Source organism: Acinetobacter sp. Li1LvA2 (genome assembly GCF_056156705.1).
Map to the genome: position 1 here is coordinate 13,042 of NZ_JBSICF010000016.1, position 16,632 is coordinate 29,673.

Sequence of the window (16,632 nt, forward strand, 5' to 3'; positions counted from 1 at the left end):
CCCTTAAAGACCAAAACGCCGTCTAATCTTCCCTATAAAATTTTTAAAAAAATGATTGTCTGTATTTGAATTTTCTAAATGAGAATTTGGCGTGTAAGCACATTTATTCGCAGAAATAAATTTTCCATTATTTGCTATTAAACAAGCGGTAACGAAGCGTAAGACGTCATCAATTGACAAGTTAAGTTGGTTCGCCACATCAGTAATTTTTGCTCCCTGTATAAAACAAGCAGAGAGTTGTAGGCTCACTTTTCTATATTCTTTTTGGTAGGGCTGTGGCCAATGGTCAATTTTAAAATAACTATCCTTCGAGGCTAGATTTTCAAAGTTTTTTGAATGCCAAAACAAATTCCATAGCCAGTCCTGCAAATAGTAGTTTTTTTTACGAGACACTTTGGTGAAGTCGGAGGTTTTAGCAAAAGTGAAATCAAAGCTTTGATTGGTCTGAGTTTGTTGGCGTGATGGTTCCAACCAAGCCATCTGAGTCCTGTTATCAATAATGGCGAGAGTGCCTTTATCATCAAAGATGTGTAATTTGGCATTCTCTGAATTGTGTAAATTCCTTATAAACTTATCATCAATGAGTATGGACTCATTTGATAAATCTGAAACTAAGGCAATTTTCTTTTGGTTTAAATAAGATATTAGGTTTATTTGTAGCCAGTCTAATAGAGATTCTACTTTTTCTAGTGGCAAATGAAGGGTGTGTTCATCAAATTGATATTCATTTTGTGACGGAGTTTTAGTAATTTTTAAATAAGGGCATTTTTTCTTTTGAAGAATGTTTTGAATATTATCTGAGTCAAAGAAGTTTTCATTAATTAATAATAGATCAATATGACTGTTAGAAATATTAACCCAATTAATACTATACTCATTAGATATTAACTTTCTGATTAAAGTTTTTAATTCATCTAAAACTTTTAAGCTTAAACCAGATGTAGCAATATTTATGCAATTCCTATCCATAGTATCACATTAAGTTTTATTGAATAATATAATGGTTTTAATATGCTTTTTATAATAAATATAAAAAGCATATCTTAGTTTAATTAGCTAAAGTCTAGCTCTTTTTCAAATGACTTTAACTCATGACGAGCCATGGCCAAGTTCGATTTGCTACGGTCAAGGACTAAGTAAAGGAATAAATTATTATTACTTTCTAGAGGTCGAATTAAGTGGTAAGCCTTACCTAATGTAATTAAAATATCTTCAATATTGTCATTTAATTTCAAAGCATTGGCAATATTTCGCTTTGCACGAATTACTTCTGTATTTCCGGCAGCAGCTAATTCTAAATCAATTTCCCCACCACCTTGTGTTGCAAGTGATAATCCACTTTCTGAATCAACAAGTGCAGAAGCAATAAAACCATCAATTTCAGTTAAGCTATCTAAAGAAAGTTTAGCCATGTTTTTATCTCTCAGGATTCTAAAATTATATAAACTACTTTTCTAAAAGTAGCTGAAATTCATTGTATTTCTAAATAATTTGAAGTCAATTCATTAAGTAGAGCGGGAGGTTTCTGTTTTGGGAAAGAAGTGACGTAAAATGTCAGACTAGAAAAAACATTATAAGATTATTTTTACATTATACTTTTAAGACTGCGATGCGGTTTACATTATATATTTTTAAATTTAGTTAAAGTAATTGTAATAGAATGTTAATACAATATTGATTAATAAATTATTTTAATTTTAATCATAAAAAAGGGGTATAAAAACCCCTTTTTTATAATAATGATTAAACTAAACAAGTTGCGTGTAAATACAATACAGATAACCCAAAATTGCTAAAGCAACGACAGGGGCAATAATCTTTGACCATGTAGGTACAGAAATCTCAGCAGCTTGTTCTTCAATATGCGAATCATCATGATGAGGTTGGGCTTGGTGAACCATTTGGTTGAACTCCTTCATTGTTGTATCCAATGATAGCTCTTCTTGTTCCACTGGTTTAGAACCAATTAACTCATTTAGGTGGTTTGTTGACCAAACCCAATCTTCTGCCTGACCTGATAAATGTTCTACTTGGCCTAAGATTAATTCTTTTAAGCCATTATGCCCAAAACCACCTGTTTCATCGAGCTGGTTAAGCTCTGCTAACTGCAAAGTTAAAATTTCAGAAATACTCTGTTCTAGCTCTGAGTTTTTTAAAGCTGACTGATTATGCTTAGATGTTGTTAAATGACGAGCAACTTCTTGAATATAAAGTGGATCTGAAGTTTTGATTTCTTGATAAATCTTATTGTCATCTTGGCGCCATAAACTAATCAGTTTTCCAAGCGTAAGAATATTCACCTCATCAATCAGTTTATTTTTTTCATTAACTGGATATTGATTTAAAAGCTGAGGCTTTTGAATTTTTATCTGCTCAGCAAAATATTGGACTAAATCAAATGCCATGCTTTCTTCCTCTAAATTTAATCTAAAATTCTTAACGTTGGTTTTTTCTTAGTTGATGTTGTTTCAATTGTTTCTTGTACTTCAGACTCTACTGTATTTTCTACAGGCGCTACATTGGCATATTCTTCAGGATCAAAAAATAAACCTTGTCCATTTTCACGTGCATAAATACCTAGAACAGCTTGAATAGGTACATAAATGTCTTTTGAAGCTCCCCCGAAACGAGCAGAAAAAGTAATGGCTTCATTTCCGATAATAAGTTGATGAACAGCATGAGGCACGATATTTAAAACGATTTGTCCATCTTTAACAAATTGCTGTGGAACATCGGTATGTGGCTGTGTCGCATCTACTAATAGATAAGGAGTAAGTTGGTTATCACAAATCCATTCATAGATTGCACGAGCAAGATAAGGACGTGTAGGGGTTAAATCAATAGGTTGCTCAGACATATCACACTATTCCATATTTAATAGTTCATTGTAACGGTTTTTCTCTTGAGCCGTCATTGATTTAGCAAAAGAAGGTCTCTCAAAGATACGTTTACAATACAAAAGTATCGGACGACAATGCTGTTTGGGTAAATCTATTCCCATGCTATTTAATCTTAAAAAGATAGGTGCAAGCATACAGTCCAAAATTGTGAAATTTTCAGACATAAAATAGGGGAAATGCTGAAATAGGGGCGTAAGTGAAATTAAAGTTTCGCGTAATTCTTTTTGAGCTTTTTGCTTCTGTTCGATATTTAAAGAATCAGCATGTTTTAACATGTGATCTGCTAACTTGAACCAGTCATTTTCAAGTCTCCATATATATTGACGCTGCTCTGCACGCATCATTGGAGCATCTGCGTAAAGCTTACTTTGGCGATAACGATCATCTAAATATTCAGCAATAATAGGTGCTGAAAATAATTTAAGATTTTGCTCGACCAACATCGGCAACTGGTTATAAGGATTCAAACTTGCCAAATCTTCGTCTTCATGGTCAGTTATGATCAATTGATATTTGATTTGCTTTTCTGCTAATAGAAAACGAATCCAGTGAGAACGGAAATCATCAGCATGACTGTAAAGGGTAATCCCCTGAATAGAGGTGTTTTCGACCGACATATCACAAGACGACGTGGTTGAGTGAATCGATTAGGATACTAAAAATGCTCTAGGAAATCACGGTTCTAAAGAGATAGTTTGTTTATATTTATAAGTTTGCATTTTATTGTTCGATTTTCATAATAAAAAAGCCTTGGAAAAATCCAAGGCTTTTTGTCCAACTCGGTAAACGAATTAACGTTTAGAGAATTGAGGACGCTTACGAGCTTTACGTAAACCAAGTTTCTTACGTTCAACTTCACGAGCATCACGAGTAACGAAACCAGCTTGACGAAGAACAGGTTTTAAAGTTTCGTCAGCAGCGATAAGCGCACGAGTAATACCGTGACGGATCGCGCCAGCTTGACCACCGATACCACCACCTTTAACAGTGATGTAAAGGTCAAACTTTTCAGTAACTTCTAAAAGTTCTAAAGGTTGACGAACAACCATACGAGCAGTTTCACGACCGAAATATTGCTCTAAAGTACGGTTGTTAATAACGAGTTTGCCTGTACCAGCAGACAAGAAAACACGTGCAGTTGCGGTCTTACGGCGACCTGTACCATAATTAGTAGCCATGTGCTGTATCCCTTAGATGTCCAAAACTTGTGGCTGTTGAGCAGCATGCGGATGCTCAGTACCAGCGTACACTTTCATTTTTTTGATCATTGCATAACCAAGAGGACCTTTTGGTAACATGCCTTTAACTGCTTTTTCAAGAACAGCTTCAGGCTTGTGAGCAATTAACTTCTCGAAGTTAGTCTCACGGATACCACCAGGGAAACCAGTATGGCGATAATATTTCTTATCAAGCGCTTTTTTACCAGTCACTTGAACTTGTTCAGCATTAATCACAACGATGTAATCGCCAGTGTCAACGTGAGGAGTATAAGAAGTTTTGTGCTTACCGCGTAAACGACGAGCGATTTCAGTCGCAAGGCGACCTAAAGTTTTGCCAGAAGCATCAACAACATACCAGTCATGTTGAACTTCAGCTGGCTTAGCGCTGAGAGTTTTCATTAAACCACTACCTATTATAGTTGGTTTGGACTATGGAATCTGTCCAAACAAAAGGAGCGAGCATTCTAAACGAGTTTGTTCAAAGTCACAAGAAAAATCCAGTTTAAGCCACATAATTTAATCCATAAACCGATGAATGTGGGATATGTTAAAATCAAACAAATTTTAGTTATGTGTCTGGGTTGATTATGCTGCCTTTATATGTCACTTCCGGTGAGCCTGCTGGTATTGGTCCAGATATTTGCTTGAGCTTGGCTCAGCGAGTTGATGAACGTCCTGTTGTTGTTTTGGGGGACCAAAATTTATTAGAACAACGTGCCCAGAAACTAGGGGTAGATATTCAATTTATAGAATATACGGGACAAGCTGAATCATCCTCTTCTGGTGAGCTTTATATAGAGCATGTACCTTTAGAAAAGGCGGTTGTTGATGGCCAATTAAATTCAGCTAATGCGGCTTATGTATTAGAACAATTACACCGCTCAGCTGATTATGCCATGTCTGGTAAGAGTGTTGGGGTAGCTACGGCACCAGTGCAAAAATCGGTCATTAATGATGCAGGCATTTTGTTTAGTGGTCACACTGAATATTATCAAGAGTTTGCAGGGGTAGAGCGTGTTGTCATGATGCTTGCAACCAAGACTCTGCGTGTAGCCTTGGCGACTACACATTTGCCTTTAAGGGATGTTGCCGATGCAATTACCAAAGAGCGGTTACATCAAGTCATCGATATTTTAATACATGATTTAAAAACTAAATTTAAAATTACAGATCCGCGCATATTAGTGTGTGGCTTAAATCCTCATGCAGGTGAAGATGGTTATTTGGGGCGTGAAGAGATTGATACCATTAATCCAGTACTCGAAACTTATCGAGCGCAAGGAATTAAAATGAGTCTAAGCTTGCCTGCGGATACCTTATTTACCCCTGAGCATCTTAAAAAAGCTGATGCTGTACTCGCTATGTACCATGATCAAGGTTTACCTGTGTTAAAATCACAAGGGTTTGGTGAGGCCATCAATATTACATTGGGTTTGCCATTCATTCGAACCTCGGTCGATCATGGCACGGCATTGTCTTTGGCTGGGACTGGTTTGGCAAAAAGCTCAAGTTTAAATGTCGCTGTCGATTTAGCGTTATCTTTGGCAGCGAGCTAAATTTTTCATGTTGGAAATGTTATATGTATCAAATTAATGCCCTAAACCCGAAAGATGAAGGGCATAAAGCTCGTAAACGTTTTGGTCAAAACTTCTTACATGATCAACGAGTCATTGCCAAAATCGTGCGCTCGGTGAATCCGCGGGCGGGTGAAAATGTTGTTGAAATTGGACCTGGTTTGGCTGCTTTAACTTCTCCTTTAATTGGAGAGTGTGATGCATTAACAGTGGTTGAGCTAGATCGTGATTTAGCAGCAGGCTTGCCAGAACGCGTTCCACACCCTGAACGTTTAACTATTATCGAAGCTGATGCATTAAAATATGATTTTAATGAACTGGTAAAAGATGGTCGACCATTACGTGTAGTTGGTAATTTACCTTATAACATTTCAACTCCATTACTTTTCCATCTCTTGGAATTTGGCAGTAAAGTTAAAGACATGCACTTTATGCTGCAAAAAGAGGTGGTTGAACGTATTACTGCCGAACCAAACACAAAAGAATATGGGCGCTTGTCGGTAATGATTCAGTATTATTGCCAACCTACATTTTTATTTGAAGTGCCAGCGGGCGCATTTAATCCGCCACCTAAAGTAACGAGTGCTGTTTTCCGCCTTGTTCCATATGAACAAAAACCAATTATTGCAAAAGATGAAAAAGCTTTAGCTCGTTTGGTTGCTCATGTATTTACCCAACGCCGTAAAACCCTAAGAAATAGTCTAAAAGGTATGATTGCTGAAGATGGCTTTGAAAAAGCAGGCGTTGATCCAATGGCTCGTCCAGAAACGTTAACACTTGCTCAATTTGTTGCTTTAGCTGATCAAATGGTGGCATAAATGACTAAACGTTTTAATTATGTGATTGGCGATGTACAAGGGTGTTTTGAAGCTCTGAAGGCCTTACTTAAAGAAATACGTTTTGATCCAGACCAAGATTTTTTATGGTTTGCGGGTGATTTGGTCGCTCGTGGCGAAAATTCAGTAGGCGCTTTACGTTTTGTTAAAAAACTTGCTGATCGGGGAGCTGCTGCAACTGTACTCGGAAATCATGATCTGACTTTAGTTGCTGGTGCGCGTGGTTTAAAAGAGATTAAAGAAAAAGATCGCACGCAGGATGTTATTGATGCAATTGATGGTGATGAGTTAATCGACTGGTTGCGTAAACAACCTTTATGTTTATTCCCGAATGAGCACACAATTCTTACTCATGCAGGTATACCTTGTATTTGGGATGCACAAAAAACTGCAACGCTTGCAAAAGAAGTGGAGGCAGTACTCTCACATCAAGACTTATCTGTATTGGACGCTTTTTTGGCAGAAATGTATGGTTCAAAACCAGATTTGTGGAAAGACGACTTAACGGGTTCAGCTCGTTTACGTTGTATTACTAATTATTTGACCCGCATGCGTTTAACCAACGAAGAAGGGGCTTTAGAGTTCAGTTTTAAAGATGCTCTAGATGCGCCAATGCCAGAAGGCTATTTACCTTGGTTTGAATTTCCGAACAACGCGGCACAAACTCATCAAATTATTTTTGGTCATTGGGCTGCGCTCGAGGGCAGAACGATTAATAATCAGATTCAGAATATTGATGGTGGCTGTGTCTGGGGCAGAAAATTAATGGCTTATCGCCTTGAAGACAAAGAAATCTTTGCTGTTGAAAATCCAGTGATGTAATAAAAAAGCCGCATAAGCGGCTTTTTTATTTTTTTATTCTACGCGTAACCAAATTTGGTTACGGCCTAATGCTGAAACGCCAAGATATCCACGCATATGAAGACGTTTACCAGTTGCACTGAGTTTTGCTTTAAGCCCGTAAACTTTACCAGTATTAGGATCTAAAATTTTCCCACCTGTATAATTAAGATCATCTGTTTGTTTTAAGCCGGTTGCAATATCCAATCCTATAATTGGTTTATTAGTATACGGCGAAGGGCAGTTATCACAAATCTCTTTAGGGGTATAACCTGGGCGTGGTGTAACTTTGATAATCTTTCCGGCATATGTCCCATTTGCTTCTTTTCGTATTTCTACCTGTGCTTTGGGAGCACCAGTTTTATCATCAATTGTTTGCCAAAGACCTGTAATGTCTGCTGCAAACGTAGCAGTGTTGATCCCCAGTAAGAGCAGAGCTCCAATAAAAATTTTCCCCATGATTAAAAATCCTTTTAACATTGAAAGGTCATCTTATTTCGAATTGATATACCGTTCAATGTTTATTTAATAGGCTTCTTAATTATGGCGTTCCAAGTGACAACATTAATGTAGGCAGCCAAATTGCAGTAAATACGCCGTTTAAAGCCATACCAAATGCAGCGTAGCGACCTGCAACAGGTCCGCGTTGCCACGCTTGAGCTGTTCCTATGGCATGTGCAGCTAAACCTAAGGCTAATCCAGATGCTCTTTCATCATGAATATGCTTAAGTAAAAATGGTGAAAAAGCTGCTCCAATAACCCCAGATAAAATAACAATAAGCGTTACCAGCGTTTCAGGAGCATGCAATAACGTTGCGATATTTAAGGCGATAGGAGTAGTCACCGCACGGGTTGCAAATGCAAGAATGGTAGGTTCCGACATATGTAACAAGTAAGCGAGGCCCATAGGCAAAGCAACGGCGCTAATACTTGCAAAAAGTAAAATACCAATCACTGATTTAATTGGAAGATCATCGTAACGCATTGCAGCTAAAGGAATGGCTAAGGCTACTGTGACATAACCTAATAGATGACCAAATAAGTCATTCACATAAAGGCGATATTGTTCATAAGGAACTTGTAAAACTGAAAGTAATGCAATGACAATGAACATGCCGAAAACTAAAAGTGGAACTTGCGGAAAGCGTCGGTTTAAAGGTTTTGCACATAGATAACCAATAAGTGTGATCAAAAAACCGTAGAAAATCGTAAACATTTTATTCTCCTTATAACCAACGTTTTGCCATTTTTGCATAGACCCACAAAGGTATAAGGGTGCTGACCACTAAAACAAAAAGGAATAGTGGAATTTCTTTCCCCATATGCACCAACATAATTAAAGAGCCAGCACAAACAGGTAAAAAAGCAAAACCACTTTCTTTCATGATTTTATTATTCGTATCAACTATTCGAAGAGGGATTTTTTTGAACTTTCTCCAAATAATCAAAACAGTGAGTAAGCTGATTAACCCGACCAGATTACCTAATTCTGGATGACCAAAAGCACGCATGACGATGACAGAGCCTTCACGAAAACCAATAATGAGTAGTAAAGTTGCTACCCATGCTGTCCAGTCTATACTTTTGATCTTATCCATATTTTTTATCTCTAAAAGTTTACTTATCGAGTTTTAACTGATCTCGCCTTTGATTTCAAACTCTTCCAATGGCCGTTTAAATTGATTAGCGCGTTCTCCCAAGATTTCTTCTAAGGGCAGTTTTGCTTGGCGAATAAGCTTTTCTAGCTTATGTGGTGCAATACGTACATCAATATGTAATAAGCCTGCATCATCGTAGTGTTCAGACTCAATTACATTTAAGGCATAAAGCTGTGTGCGAAATTTGCCATAAGCAGGTTTAAGAATCAGAGAAAACTTTTGAATTTGCCCCATTAAACATTCTTGTACTGCTTTTTGAAGTAACTCTAGACCAAGGCCAGCGTGAGCAGAAACATAAACTCGATCTGGTACATGTGGTTCGGCATAAACAATTTTGGCTTCTTCACCACTCAGGTCAATTTTGTTGTATACCCGAAGTACAGGAGCATCTGCACCAATCTCTTTTAATACGCCTTCAACTGCTTCAATTTGATCAAGCATGTCATGACTATTACTATCAATGACATGTAGTAAAAGCGTGGCTTCTAGGGTTTCTTCAAGTGTTGCTTTGAATGATTCAATTAAATCGTGCTGTAAGTTTCGTACAAAACCTACCGTATCTGCGAGCACTACAGTACCAATACCATCCCATTCCAAACGGCGTAATGTCGGGTCGAGTGTTGCAAATAGTTGGTCGGCTGCATAGACATCACTTTTCGCTAAAATATTAAATAAAGTTGATTTCCCCGCATTGGTATAGCCTACTAACGATACAGTTGGAATAGCTGCCTTTTGTCTTGCAGCACGTCCTTGTATACGGGTTTGATGTACCTTTTCTAATTTATCTTTTAATTGAGCAATACGTACACGAATGAGACGACGATCTGTTTCTAGTTGCGTTTCACCGGGACCACGTAGGCCAATACCACCTTTTTGTTGCTCAAAGTCGGCTGACCAACCACGAATAAGACGGGTTGATAAATGCTTCAGCTGTGCAAGTTCAACTTGTAATTTACCTTCATGCGTACGGGCACGCAGGGCAAAAATATCTAAAATTAATCCTGTACGATCAATGACTCGGCATTTCAATATTCTTTCTAAATTTCGTTCTTGAGCGGGTGACAAAGCATGGTCAAAAATCACCAGACTTGCTTCTAGTTCCTGAACTCGCTCTCCAATTTCTTCGACTTTTCCTGAACCAATAAAAAATTTAGGATTGGGTTTATTTCGCTGAACCTTAATATGTTCAAGGATATCTGCACCAGCAGACTGTGCAAGTAGAGCAAACTCTTCGGCATCCAGATCATCTAATAATTGTACTGAAACACTCACTAAAATTGTGCGTTCACCGCCTTGATGCCGATCAACATATTCCACGTGGTTGTAAATCCTGAAAATGGGAAAACTTTATTCTAGATGAAACTTATGCAAAAGGGGAAAGCGTTTGTTCTTATCCTTTAGATTAGTTAAATGCTGTTAGAGGTGTCTGAATTTATTTTTTTCCCGTTCTCTATCATCAATGCAAGTTTATTCTGAAACGTATAGAATGCTCGAGATGGGTATAACAATGATTGATCGTTAGTGAAATTTTATGGCTCAAACGCAAAGTATAGTTAATTCAACGTTAAAGAAATTATCAAAAATAGGTTTGTACGGAAAAAAAGTCACTTCAGCTACCGCTGCAATTAGTGAAGGTTTTTATTTAGTTTATCGACACGGCCTTTATAAAGATCCTAATAATCCAGTCAATACACGCTATGTTCAATACTTTTGCCGCCGTTTATGTCAGGTTTTCAACTTAGATGTAGAAGTACATGGAACAATTCCTAGAGAACCTGCTTTATGGGTAAGTAATCATATTTCTTGGCTAGATGTTGCTGTTTTAGGTTCAGGAGCTCGTGTTTTCTTTCTTGCTAAAGCTGAAATTGAAAATTGGCCCATTTTAGGAAATCTAGCTAAAGGTGGTGGAACTTTATTTATTAAGCGTGGATCTGGTGATTCCGTTAAAATTCGTGAGCAGATTACCGAATTCTTAAAACAAAATATTCCTGTACTGTTTTTTCCTGAAGCAACCACTACAGATGGACATTCTGTTAAGAAAGTACATGGTCGTTTGCTCGGTGCTGCTATTGAGGCTCAACGCCCAGTACAGGTATGTTTAATTTGTTATGTAAACCGTCATGGACAATTAGATACAGTTGCGCCATTCATTGGTGACATGTCATTTGCTGAACATATTCAGCGTGTACTTGAAATGCCGAAAGTAACAGCTCATTTGTTAACTTTGCCACCAATTTCTGTGGAAGGGCATGATGTGAAGAGTTTAACGCGTGAAGTTCAAGAAAAAATGGTAGAAGGTTTGGCTCAACTACATCAGAAAGTACTTAAGCCAAAAAATTAATTACATAAAGCCTTCAAGTGGCAGCCATGAAAGAAATTTCATGCCTGCTTTTTGCCACCATTTCATCTCTGGTTCCTGTTTATAAATTACAGGACCATTAGGCGTTTCTTGCTGCCAGTAAATATGATTATTAGTGTCTAGTTTTAATTTATAAGCATATTTATTTAAATTTTCGTCCATCGTATGGTGAATTGTCTTAGCCAATGACGGGCTGTCTAAAATTACGCCAATTTCAGTATTTAAATAAGCTGAGCGTGGATCAAAATTAAATGAACCAATAAAAACCTGTTCATCTAATGCCATCAGTTTAGTATGTAAGCTTGAGCGGCTTAATCCTTTCATGTTTACTTTTGCTTTAGTGGCAAGCTCATCTGTATTTTTATTTAAATCTCTTTTATCTGGTGTTGGTAAAAATTCATAAAGTTGTACGCCGTTTTTAAGCAATTCTTTACGGTATTTCCCATAAAATGCATGTACAACTGCAACATCATTTGCTTTAAACGAGTTAGTTAGAACGCGTACTTCCACACCTTCTTTAGCAAGCGTGCTTAAAATTTTAGCGCCTTGTTTTTCAGGAATAAAATAAGCTGAAATTAAATCTACGTTGCTTTCTGGTTTTTCCAGATGGTTAATTAGCTGGAAATTTAAGTGCTCTTCTTTTTTGGCCTTTGATTTGATTTTATCAGGCGAGTCTTTTACGACTTCTGCTTTAACCCAGTCGAATTGAATATTGTGATTTAACCATTTATCAAATGCATGTGATTTTGCAGTTAAATTTAAAAAGTTTTGAACAGTTGCTTGTTGATAATGAGCTTCGAGTTGCTCTTTTAATCCCTCATAGCGTAAACGGTGCTGCTCAGGACTTACAATACTTTGAACTGAATAGGCGTATTCATGATTCCAGTAGTCATCAAATGAATTCACAATGTCATCAACCGCAGCACCGACCAACATCACATCGACATCAGAAAATTGATAGCTATCGCTTACATTATAATATTGATTGGTCATGTTACGTCCGCCAATAAGAGCAACCTCATTGTCGGCAATAAAACTTTTATTGTGCATGCGACGATTGATACGTTTTAAATCAAGCACCATATCCATCGCACGATATTTGCGGAAACGATAGGGGTTAAAAAGCTTAACTTCAATATTTTTATGCTGAGAAAGGGCGAGTAAAATCCCTTCCATTTTTTTTGCATTATTGTCATCAATGAGAAGTCGGACTTTTACCCCGCGATCAGCTGCTCGAATAATGGCATGTAAAGCTAAAGCACCAACTTTGTCATTATCCCAAATGTAATATTGTAAATCTAAAGTCTTTTCAGCTTTATCAATTAATCTTAGACGAGCTGCTAGAGCCTCCAATGGATCATTTAAGACGTGGTAACCCGTTAGTTTTGGATTTTGCTGACGTAAGGGAGTAATAATTTGAGCAAGTGAAGTCTCTGATGTATCGATATCATTTGCATATTCTAATGGTTCGACACCATGTTTTGGCAGAGTACTACATCCTGTTAAACCCACAGCAAAACTAGAACATAGGACTATAGAGGCTTTTATCAAAAAGCTTCTAGCTTGTTGATTCGTTTGAAGCTGTTTGGAATGAGAGGATTGTGCCATAATCAGTACATACGATAACGTGAGCTAGAGTATAATTCGTGCATATTGAAAGATAAATATTGAATTTGATTACTAGCAATCAATAGAAGATAAGTCGAGAGTCGTAATGTGGGATCCAAATTCAATTATTTTTTGTTTTTACTTTATTTTTTCAATACTTGCTCTATGGGGAATTTCTGAGGCTTGGATTCATCAATCTCGGACCGAGACGATTCATCCATTTAAAGCTTTTGTGCATTTACTCGCATTTTATCTCTCTTATCTACTTATTCCTCTCTGGTTTTTTAATTTATATGCTGCTTGGATTGGTTACTACTCAATTCATCAAGGTATTTTCATCTTTTTCTTAAGTGGTGTTTTAATTTATGCCCGATTTATTGAGCCTCATCTGGTCCGTGTCGATACTCATCAATATCGCTTAAATCCAGATCGTAGTTTTAATAAGCCAGTCAAAGTAGCCCTAATTGCAGATTTACATATTGGTTTATTTTCAGGACATGAACGTCAGCTCAAAACTATAGTTAGAAAATTAAATGAGCAGCAACCAGATTTAGTGGTTGTGGCAGGTGACTGGACATATGAACCCGAAGATAGACTAATTGAAGAGTTAAGTGTTTTAAAAGAAATTCAGGCGCCTGTTTACTCTGTTCCGGGAAATCATGATGAGCAATATCCTGGACCTCCTATTCAACAATTATTAAAAGATGCCTTGTTTTATAATGAAGTTGTTGATATCGAAGGAAAGATCGTTGATTTTGAAGAATTCCGTCTGATTGGTATTGGTGATCTTTGGGCTGGAAAAACAGATATGCGTTCTATGCCAGATTTACCTCAAGACAAACCTTGGTTAATTTTGTCTCATAATCCAGATACGGTCGATATGGTGCCTAAATTACCGAATCGTCCATTAATGTTATCAGGGCACACACATGGAGGGCAGGTGGAGCTTCCATGGTTAACTAACTATATTATGAAGAAAGTATCAATTTTAGGTCACAAACGTGGATTTTACTCTCACGAACATGCAGATGTCTTCGTTACCGTTGGCACAGGAATGGTCGGAATTCCTTTACGTTTTAGAGTGCCGCCAACCATTGATATTATTGAGTTAGTTTAAAATAAAAAAAGCCAATCACAGAGGATTGGCTTTTTTTATGAATTAAACTTACTTATGGAATAACGACAATGGCAACACGTCTGTTAATCGCACGATTTTCATTAGTTGTATTTGGAACATAAGGTTGTGTTGAACCACGACCAATCACGTAGATATTTTCTTTCTTAAATCCGCGAGCTAAGAAAAGGTTTGCTACACTTTGTGCACGCTCTTCAGATAACTTTTGATTATAAGCAGCATCGCCAACATCATCAGTATGACCTACAATTTTCAATTTATTTAGATCATATTTATTCAATTGATTTGCTAGACGTACTAACTCAGCTTCATGACTTTGTTTTAACTCTGCATTATTAAAGTCAAATAACAAACGTTCTGGTAAACCTAAAGTCCATCCTTCATCAGTAAGAACGAAACCTTCTTTTTTGAGCAATTTTACCTGACGATATTTTAATGGGCCAAAACTCAGGCACCCTGCAAGAGTAATGCATAACAATGCAATAAAGGAGAGTTTTAGAGATCTTGTATTCATAGATTAGCCTAAATTTAATTTTCAGGTTTATAGATAAACCAGTGTTCATCCGAAGTTTTAGCCTTATACATTGCTTGGTCTGCTTGCATAATGAAATCTTCGGGGCTAGATGCAAATTGTGATAAAGCAATACCTACACTAAAACTGAAGTAAATGGTTTGACCATTCAGATGCAAAGGTTCTTTACAGCTTTCGAGTAAATTTTCAGCAATAGATATTAAATGATCAGCATGACTAATGGAATGCAAAATGACAGCAAATTCGTCGCCACCTAAACGCGCTATAAAATCTTGGTGGCGTAAACGGGTTTGCAGACGATTCGCCATTTCTTTTAAAACTTCATCTCCAGCTAAATGGCCAAACTGATCATTAATTGCTTTGAAGTTATTGTTATCTATAAATAATAACGCAGACTTGTTATCAAAACCCTTATCTTCAAACATGTCTAAGAGAATCTGATAAAAATAATGTCTATTAGGCAATAAGGTGAGTTGATCATGGTGAGCTTGAAAGGATAATTTACGATTTTCCTTTTGTAGCTGGTTATCCCATATCTGAATTTCTTCAAGTAACTCATTAAAAACGGTATTTAAATCTTGAAATTCTTTAATTCGATTATAAGGAAAGCGAAGATTATAAGCTTTTTGTTCACTTACAATTTGAGCAATATTAGTAAGTGGGTAAATAGCTTGCATAATTTGACGATAAGTTAAGTTTACTGACCACCATAAAGCGCAAACAATAAACAACATCGCAATTGCAAGCCCTACCATAATCATTTTGAGGAATTGCAATATTTTTTCGGAACTACCAAAAAGCGTGAGTTCACCTACATTTTGCTCGTGATGATAAATTGTAAGATGAACGGGTTCATTCAGAAACCAATGATCAAACCAGCCCTCTAAAATTGAAGTCTGACTTGATAATTTAAAACTTTGCGCAATTAAATGATGCTCTGAATCATAAATATGAATAGTACGAATTGAATGGTCGTTCGTATATTCATTCAAAATTTGCTCAATCGTAATTTTGTCATTAAATACAACTGCAGGCTGAATACGCTCTAGTAGCGTATGGCTAAGCAATTGCAAATTTTGTTTGGCGTAAGTTTCCATTGTAAAAACAGAAATCGACACGAACGTAAAAGAGCAGATAAAGAAAGTAATTGCAAAGATAGTAAATTGAGATTTTCTAAATAATGCATGCAATGAAGTGGACTGATACAACTTTGATATCATAATCCTTACTCCGCATTCTTAGCCAAGAGCAATACTCTCGGATCAATATGAACTTTGGAGTGACTTAAAGCATCTAAGTTAACTTTAAAGGTAGTGTAATTATTTTGATTATATAAACAAAAGATACTTCCAATTTCGCACTCTGGATTATTAATGCTTAAAGAAAGTAAAGAACGGTAAGGATAGTTCTGAATAAGGCTTTGTTGTTGTTGGGGCGAAGTCGTAGAAAAATAAACAGCCTGACAATGTGACCGAGCAAAGTCTTTCGCGTTTACAGTTTGAACACGATAATTATAAGACATTTGCTGGATATAAGATTGGAACGTAGATGTAATAGAGGGATTATCAATAATGCAAAGAGTAGGAGTATTTACATTCTCCCACTTACTGTAGCTCAGGATAGATAAAGTAAGCACATAAAAGTTATGTTTTGAATTGGCATAACACGGCCCACTCGTAGCAAACACTACAAGTATGCAAACAAATACTTTTTTAGCGAACTGCCACATGATGAGTTAATGCCAAACTATTGCACGAATAATCTATTCTACATGAAGTTGATAAAGTAAAAAAAGTTTAATATCTCATCTAAAGTTGACTAAAAAGGCTAAAAAACGAACATGTGGCAATATTAAATTAAAAAAGGGGTTGTCAAAGGTTTTTAATGGTCTATAATGCACATCCATCGGCGGTGATGCAGATAGAAACTTGTTGAAAAACAGTTACTTGGAATTAGATTGGTTGCTTTAG

20 protein-coding genes are annotated in these 16,632 nt (G+C 36.7%); 5 read left to right on the top strand and 15 right to left on the bottom strand.

Annotated elements, in window-relative coordinates; all coding sequences use genetic code 11:
* Window positions 1-3 precede the first annotated feature (3 nt).
* From ACS604_RS18750 to rplM, 7 genes are all read right to left on the bottom strand, one after another.
* Window positions 4-969: a hypothetical protein gene (locus ACS604_RS18750; protein ID WP_312824906.1), complete on the bottom strand. Its 966-nt coding sequence runs from the start codon at window positions 967-969 to the stop codon at window positions 4-6.
* An 83-nt stretch (window positions 970-1,052) separates the two neighbouring features.
* On the bottom strand, window positions 1,053-1,412 hold the full coding sequence (locus tag ACS604_RS18755; protein WP_003656109.1) for a roadblock/LC7 domain-containing protein: 360 nt from the start codon (window positions 1,410-1,412) through the stop codon (window positions 1,053-1,055).
* A gap of 336 nt (window positions 1,413-1,748) precedes the next feature.
* A complete protein-coding gene (locus ACS604_RS18760; RefSeq protein WP_151964715.1) occupies window positions 1,749-2,405 on the bottom strand; it encodes a hypothetical protein in 657 nt (218 codons plus the stop codon).
* Window positions 2,406-2,422: 17 nt separating this feature from the next.
* Window positions 2,423-2,857 carry a ClpXP protease specificity-enhancing factor gene (locus ACS604_RS18765; protein ID WP_151964716.1) on the bottom strand — a complete coding sequence of 145 codons (435 nt, stop codon included), beginning with the start codon at window positions 2,855-2,857 and terminating at the stop codon, window positions 2,423-2,425.
* 6 nt (window positions 2,858-2,863) lie between these two features.
* Window positions 2,864-3,517, bottom strand: a complete 654-nt coding sequence (locus ACS604_RS18770) for a glutathione S-transferase N-terminal domain-containing protein (protein ID WP_005299902.1) — start codon at window positions 3,515-3,517, stop codon at window positions 2,864-2,866.
* A gap of 174 nt (window positions 3,518-3,691) precedes the next feature.
* On the bottom strand, window positions 3,692-4,078 hold the full coding sequence (rpsI, locus tag ACS604_RS18775) for a 30S ribosomal protein S9 (protein ID WP_002048725.1): 387 nt from the start codon (window positions 4,076-4,078) through the stop codon (window positions 3,692-3,694).
* Window positions 4,079-4,090: 12 nt separating this feature from the next.
* Entirely contained in the window at window positions 4,091-4,519 is a 429-nt protein-coding gene (gene rplM, locus ACS604_RS18780; protein ID WP_003656097.1) for a 50S ribosomal protein L13, read from the bottom strand.
* A 173-nt stretch (window positions 4,520-4,692) separates the two neighbouring features.
* Between rplM and pdxA the strand changes: the two genes are divergently transcribed.
* The 3 genes from pdxA to ACS604_RS18795 are packed head-to-tail and all read left to right on the top strand — an operon-like array spanning window position 4,693 to window position 7,352.
* Window positions 4,693-5,676, top strand: coding sequence for a 4-hydroxythreonine-4-phosphate dehydrogenase PdxA (gene pdxA / locus ACS604_RS18785; RefSeq protein WP_151964717.1), 984 nt, complete (start codon window positions 4,693-4,695; stop codon window positions 5,674-5,676).
* Window positions 5,677-5,699: 23 nt separating this feature from the next.
* On the top strand, window positions 5,700-6,512 hold the full coding sequence (gene rsmA, locus ACS604_RS18790) for a 16S rRNA (adenine(1518)-N(6)/adenine(1519)-N(6))-dimethyltransferase RsmA (RefSeq protein ID WP_005299908.1): 813 nt from the start codon (window positions 5,700-5,702) through the stop codon (window positions 6,510-6,512).
* Window positions 6,513-7,352 carry a symmetrical bis(5'-nucleosyl)-tetraphosphatase gene (locus ACS604_RS18795; RefSeq protein ID WP_474772625.1) on the top strand — a complete coding sequence of 280 codons (840 nt, stop codon included), beginning with the start codon at window positions 6,513-6,515 and terminating at the stop codon, window positions 7,350-7,352.
* 33 nt (window positions 7,353-7,385) lie between these two features.
* Here ACS604_RS18795 and ACS604_RS18800 read toward each other — a convergent pair whose 3' ends face one another.
* The 4 genes from ACS604_RS18800 to hflX form a co-directional block, all read right to left on the bottom strand.
* Window positions 7,386-7,829 carry a DUF2147 domain-containing protein gene (locus ACS604_RS18800; RefSeq protein ID WP_004796314.1) on the bottom strand — a complete coding sequence of 148 codons (444 nt, stop codon included), beginning with the start codon at window positions 7,827-7,829 and terminating at the stop codon, window positions 7,386-7,388.
* An 82-nt stretch (window positions 7,830-7,911) separates the two neighbouring features.
* Window positions 7,912-8,586: an LrgB family protein gene (locus ACS604_RS18805; RefSeq protein WP_009388694.1), complete on the bottom strand. Its 675-nt coding sequence runs from the start codon at window positions 8,584-8,586 to the stop codon at window positions 7,912-7,914.
* Window positions 8,587-8,596: 10 nt separating this feature from the next.
* Window positions 8,597-8,968 carry a hypothetical protein gene (locus ACS604_RS18810; RefSeq protein WP_005299915.1) on the bottom strand — a complete coding sequence of 124 codons (372 nt, stop codon included), beginning with the start codon at window positions 8,966-8,968 and terminating at the stop codon, window positions 8,597-8,599.
* A 33-nt stretch (window positions 8,969-9,001) separates the two neighbouring features.
* A complete protein-coding gene (hflX, locus tag ACS604_RS18815; RefSeq protein WP_474772627.1) occupies window positions 9,002-10,345 on the bottom strand; it encodes a ribosome rescue GTPase HflX in 1,344 nt (447 codons plus the stop codon).
* Between the two features lie 214 nt (window positions 10,346-10,559).
* On the opposite strand from hflX, the gene ACS604_RS18820 reads away from it, so the two are divergent.
* Complete coding sequence (locus tag ACS604_RS18820; protein WP_013196820.1) at window positions 10,560-11,369, top strand: lysophospholipid acyltransferase family protein; 810 nt, start codon at window positions 10,560-10,562, stop codon at window positions 11,367-11,369.
* On the opposite strand, the gene ACS604_RS18825 is transcribed toward ACS604_RS18820, so the two are convergent.
* Window positions 11,370-12,995, bottom strand: a complete 1,626-nt coding sequence (locus ACS604_RS18825) for a phospholipase D family protein (RefSeq protein WP_107882104.1) — start codon at window positions 12,993-12,995, stop codon at window positions 11,370-11,372.
* A gap of 106 nt (window positions 12,996-13,101) precedes the next feature.
* Between ACS604_RS18825 and ACS604_RS18830 the strand changes: the two genes are divergently transcribed.
* Window positions 13,102-14,112, top strand: coding sequence for a metallophosphoesterase (locus tag ACS604_RS18830; protein ID WP_174730146.1), 1,011 nt, complete (start codon window positions 13,102-13,104; stop codon window positions 14,110-14,112).
* A 52-nt stretch (window positions 14,113-14,164) separates the two neighbouring features.
* Here ACS604_RS18830 and yfiB read toward each other — a convergent pair whose 3' ends face one another.
* The 3 genes from yfiB to yfiR are packed head-to-tail and all read right to left on the bottom strand — an operon-like array spanning window position 14,165 to window position 16,391.
* Window positions 14,165-14,644 carry an outer membrane lipoprotein YfiB gene (yfiB, locus tag ACS604_RS18835; RefSeq protein WP_004796325.1) on the bottom strand — a complete coding sequence of 160 codons (480 nt, stop codon included), beginning with the start codon at window positions 14,642-14,644 and terminating at the stop codon, window positions 14,165-14,167.
* Between the two features lie 14 nt (window positions 14,645-14,658).
* A complete protein-coding gene (gene dgcN, locus ACS604_RS18840) occupies window positions 14,659-15,882 on the bottom strand; it encodes a diguanylate cyclase DgcN/YfiN (RefSeq protein WP_004796327.1) in 1,224 nt (407 codons plus the stop codon).
* Window positions 15,883-15,887: 5 nt separating this feature from the next.
* Complete coding sequence (gene yfiR, locus ACS604_RS18845) at window positions 15,888-16,391, bottom strand: regulatory sequestration protein YfiR (protein ID WP_004796328.1); 504 nt, start codon at window positions 16,389-16,391, stop codon at window positions 15,888-15,890.
* Window positions 16,392-16,632 lie beyond the last annotated feature (241 nt).

Coding starts and splice junctions, on each gene's coding strand:
- ACS604_RS18760 (WP_151964715.1), bottom strand. CDS start 2,405: ATGGCATTTGATTTAGTCCAATATTTTGCTGAGCAGATAAAAATTCAA.
- ACS604_RS18770 (WP_005299902.1), bottom strand. CDS start 3,517: ATGTCGGTCGAAAACACCTCTATTCAGGGGATTACCCTTTACAGTCAT.
- rsmA (WP_005299908.1), top strand. CDS start 5,700: ATGTATCAAATTAATGCCCTAAACCCGAAAGATGAAGGGCATAAAGCT.
- ACS604_RS18750 (WP_312824906.1), bottom strand. CDS start 969: ATGGATAGGAATTGCATAAATATTGCTACATCTGGTTTAAGCTTAAAA.
- ACS604_RS18820 (WP_013196820.1), top strand. CDS start 10,560: ATGGCTCAAACGCAAAGTATAGTTAATTCAACGTTAAAGAAATTATCA.
- ACS604_RS18830 (WP_174730146.1), top strand. CDS start 13,102: ATGTGGGATCCAAATTCAATTATTTTTTGTTTTTACTTTATTTTTTCA.
- yfiB (WP_004796325.1), bottom strand. CDS start 14,644: ATGAATACAAGATCTCTAAAACTCTCCTTTATTGCATTGTTATGCATT.
- yfiR (WP_004796328.1), bottom strand. CDS start 16,391: ATGTGGCAGTTCGCTAAAAAAGTATTTGTTTGCATACTTGTAGTGTTT.
- ACS604_RS18765 (WP_151964716.1), bottom strand. CDS start 2,857: ATGTCTGAGCAACCTATTGATTTAACCCCTACACGTCCTTATCTTGCT.
- ACS604_RS18795 (WP_474772625.1), top strand. CDS start 6,513: ATGACTAAACGTTTTAATTATGTGATTGGCGATGTACAAGGGTGTTTT.
- ACS604_RS18755 (WP_003656109.1), bottom strand. CDS start 1,412: ATGGCTAAACTTTCTTTAGATAGCTTAACTGAAATTGATGGTTTTATT.
- ACS604_RS18810 (WP_005299915.1), bottom strand. CDS start 8,968: ATGGATAAGATCAAAAGTATAGACTGGACAGCATGGGTAGCAACTTTA.
- dgcN (WP_004796327.1), bottom strand. CDS start 15,882: ATGATATCAAAGTTGTATCAGTCCACTTCATTGCATGCATTATTTAGA.
- ACS604_RS18825 (WP_107882104.1), bottom strand. CDS start 12,995: ATGGCACAATCCTCTCATTCCAAACAGCTTCAAACGAATCAACAAGCT.
- ACS604_RS18800 (WP_004796314.1), bottom strand. CDS start 7,829: ATGGGGAAAATTTTTATTGGAGCTCTGCTCTTACTGGGGATCAACACT.
- rpsI (WP_002048725.1), bottom strand. CDS start 4,078: ATGGCTACTAATTATGGTACAGGTCGCCGTAAGACCGCAACTGCACGT.
- rplM (WP_003656097.1), bottom strand. CDS start 4,519: ATGAAAACTCTCAGCGCTAAGCCAGCTGAAGTTCAACATGACTGGTAT.
- ACS604_RS18805 (WP_009388694.1), bottom strand. CDS start 8,586: ATGTTTACGATTTTCTACGGTTTTTTGATCACACTTATTGGTTATCTA.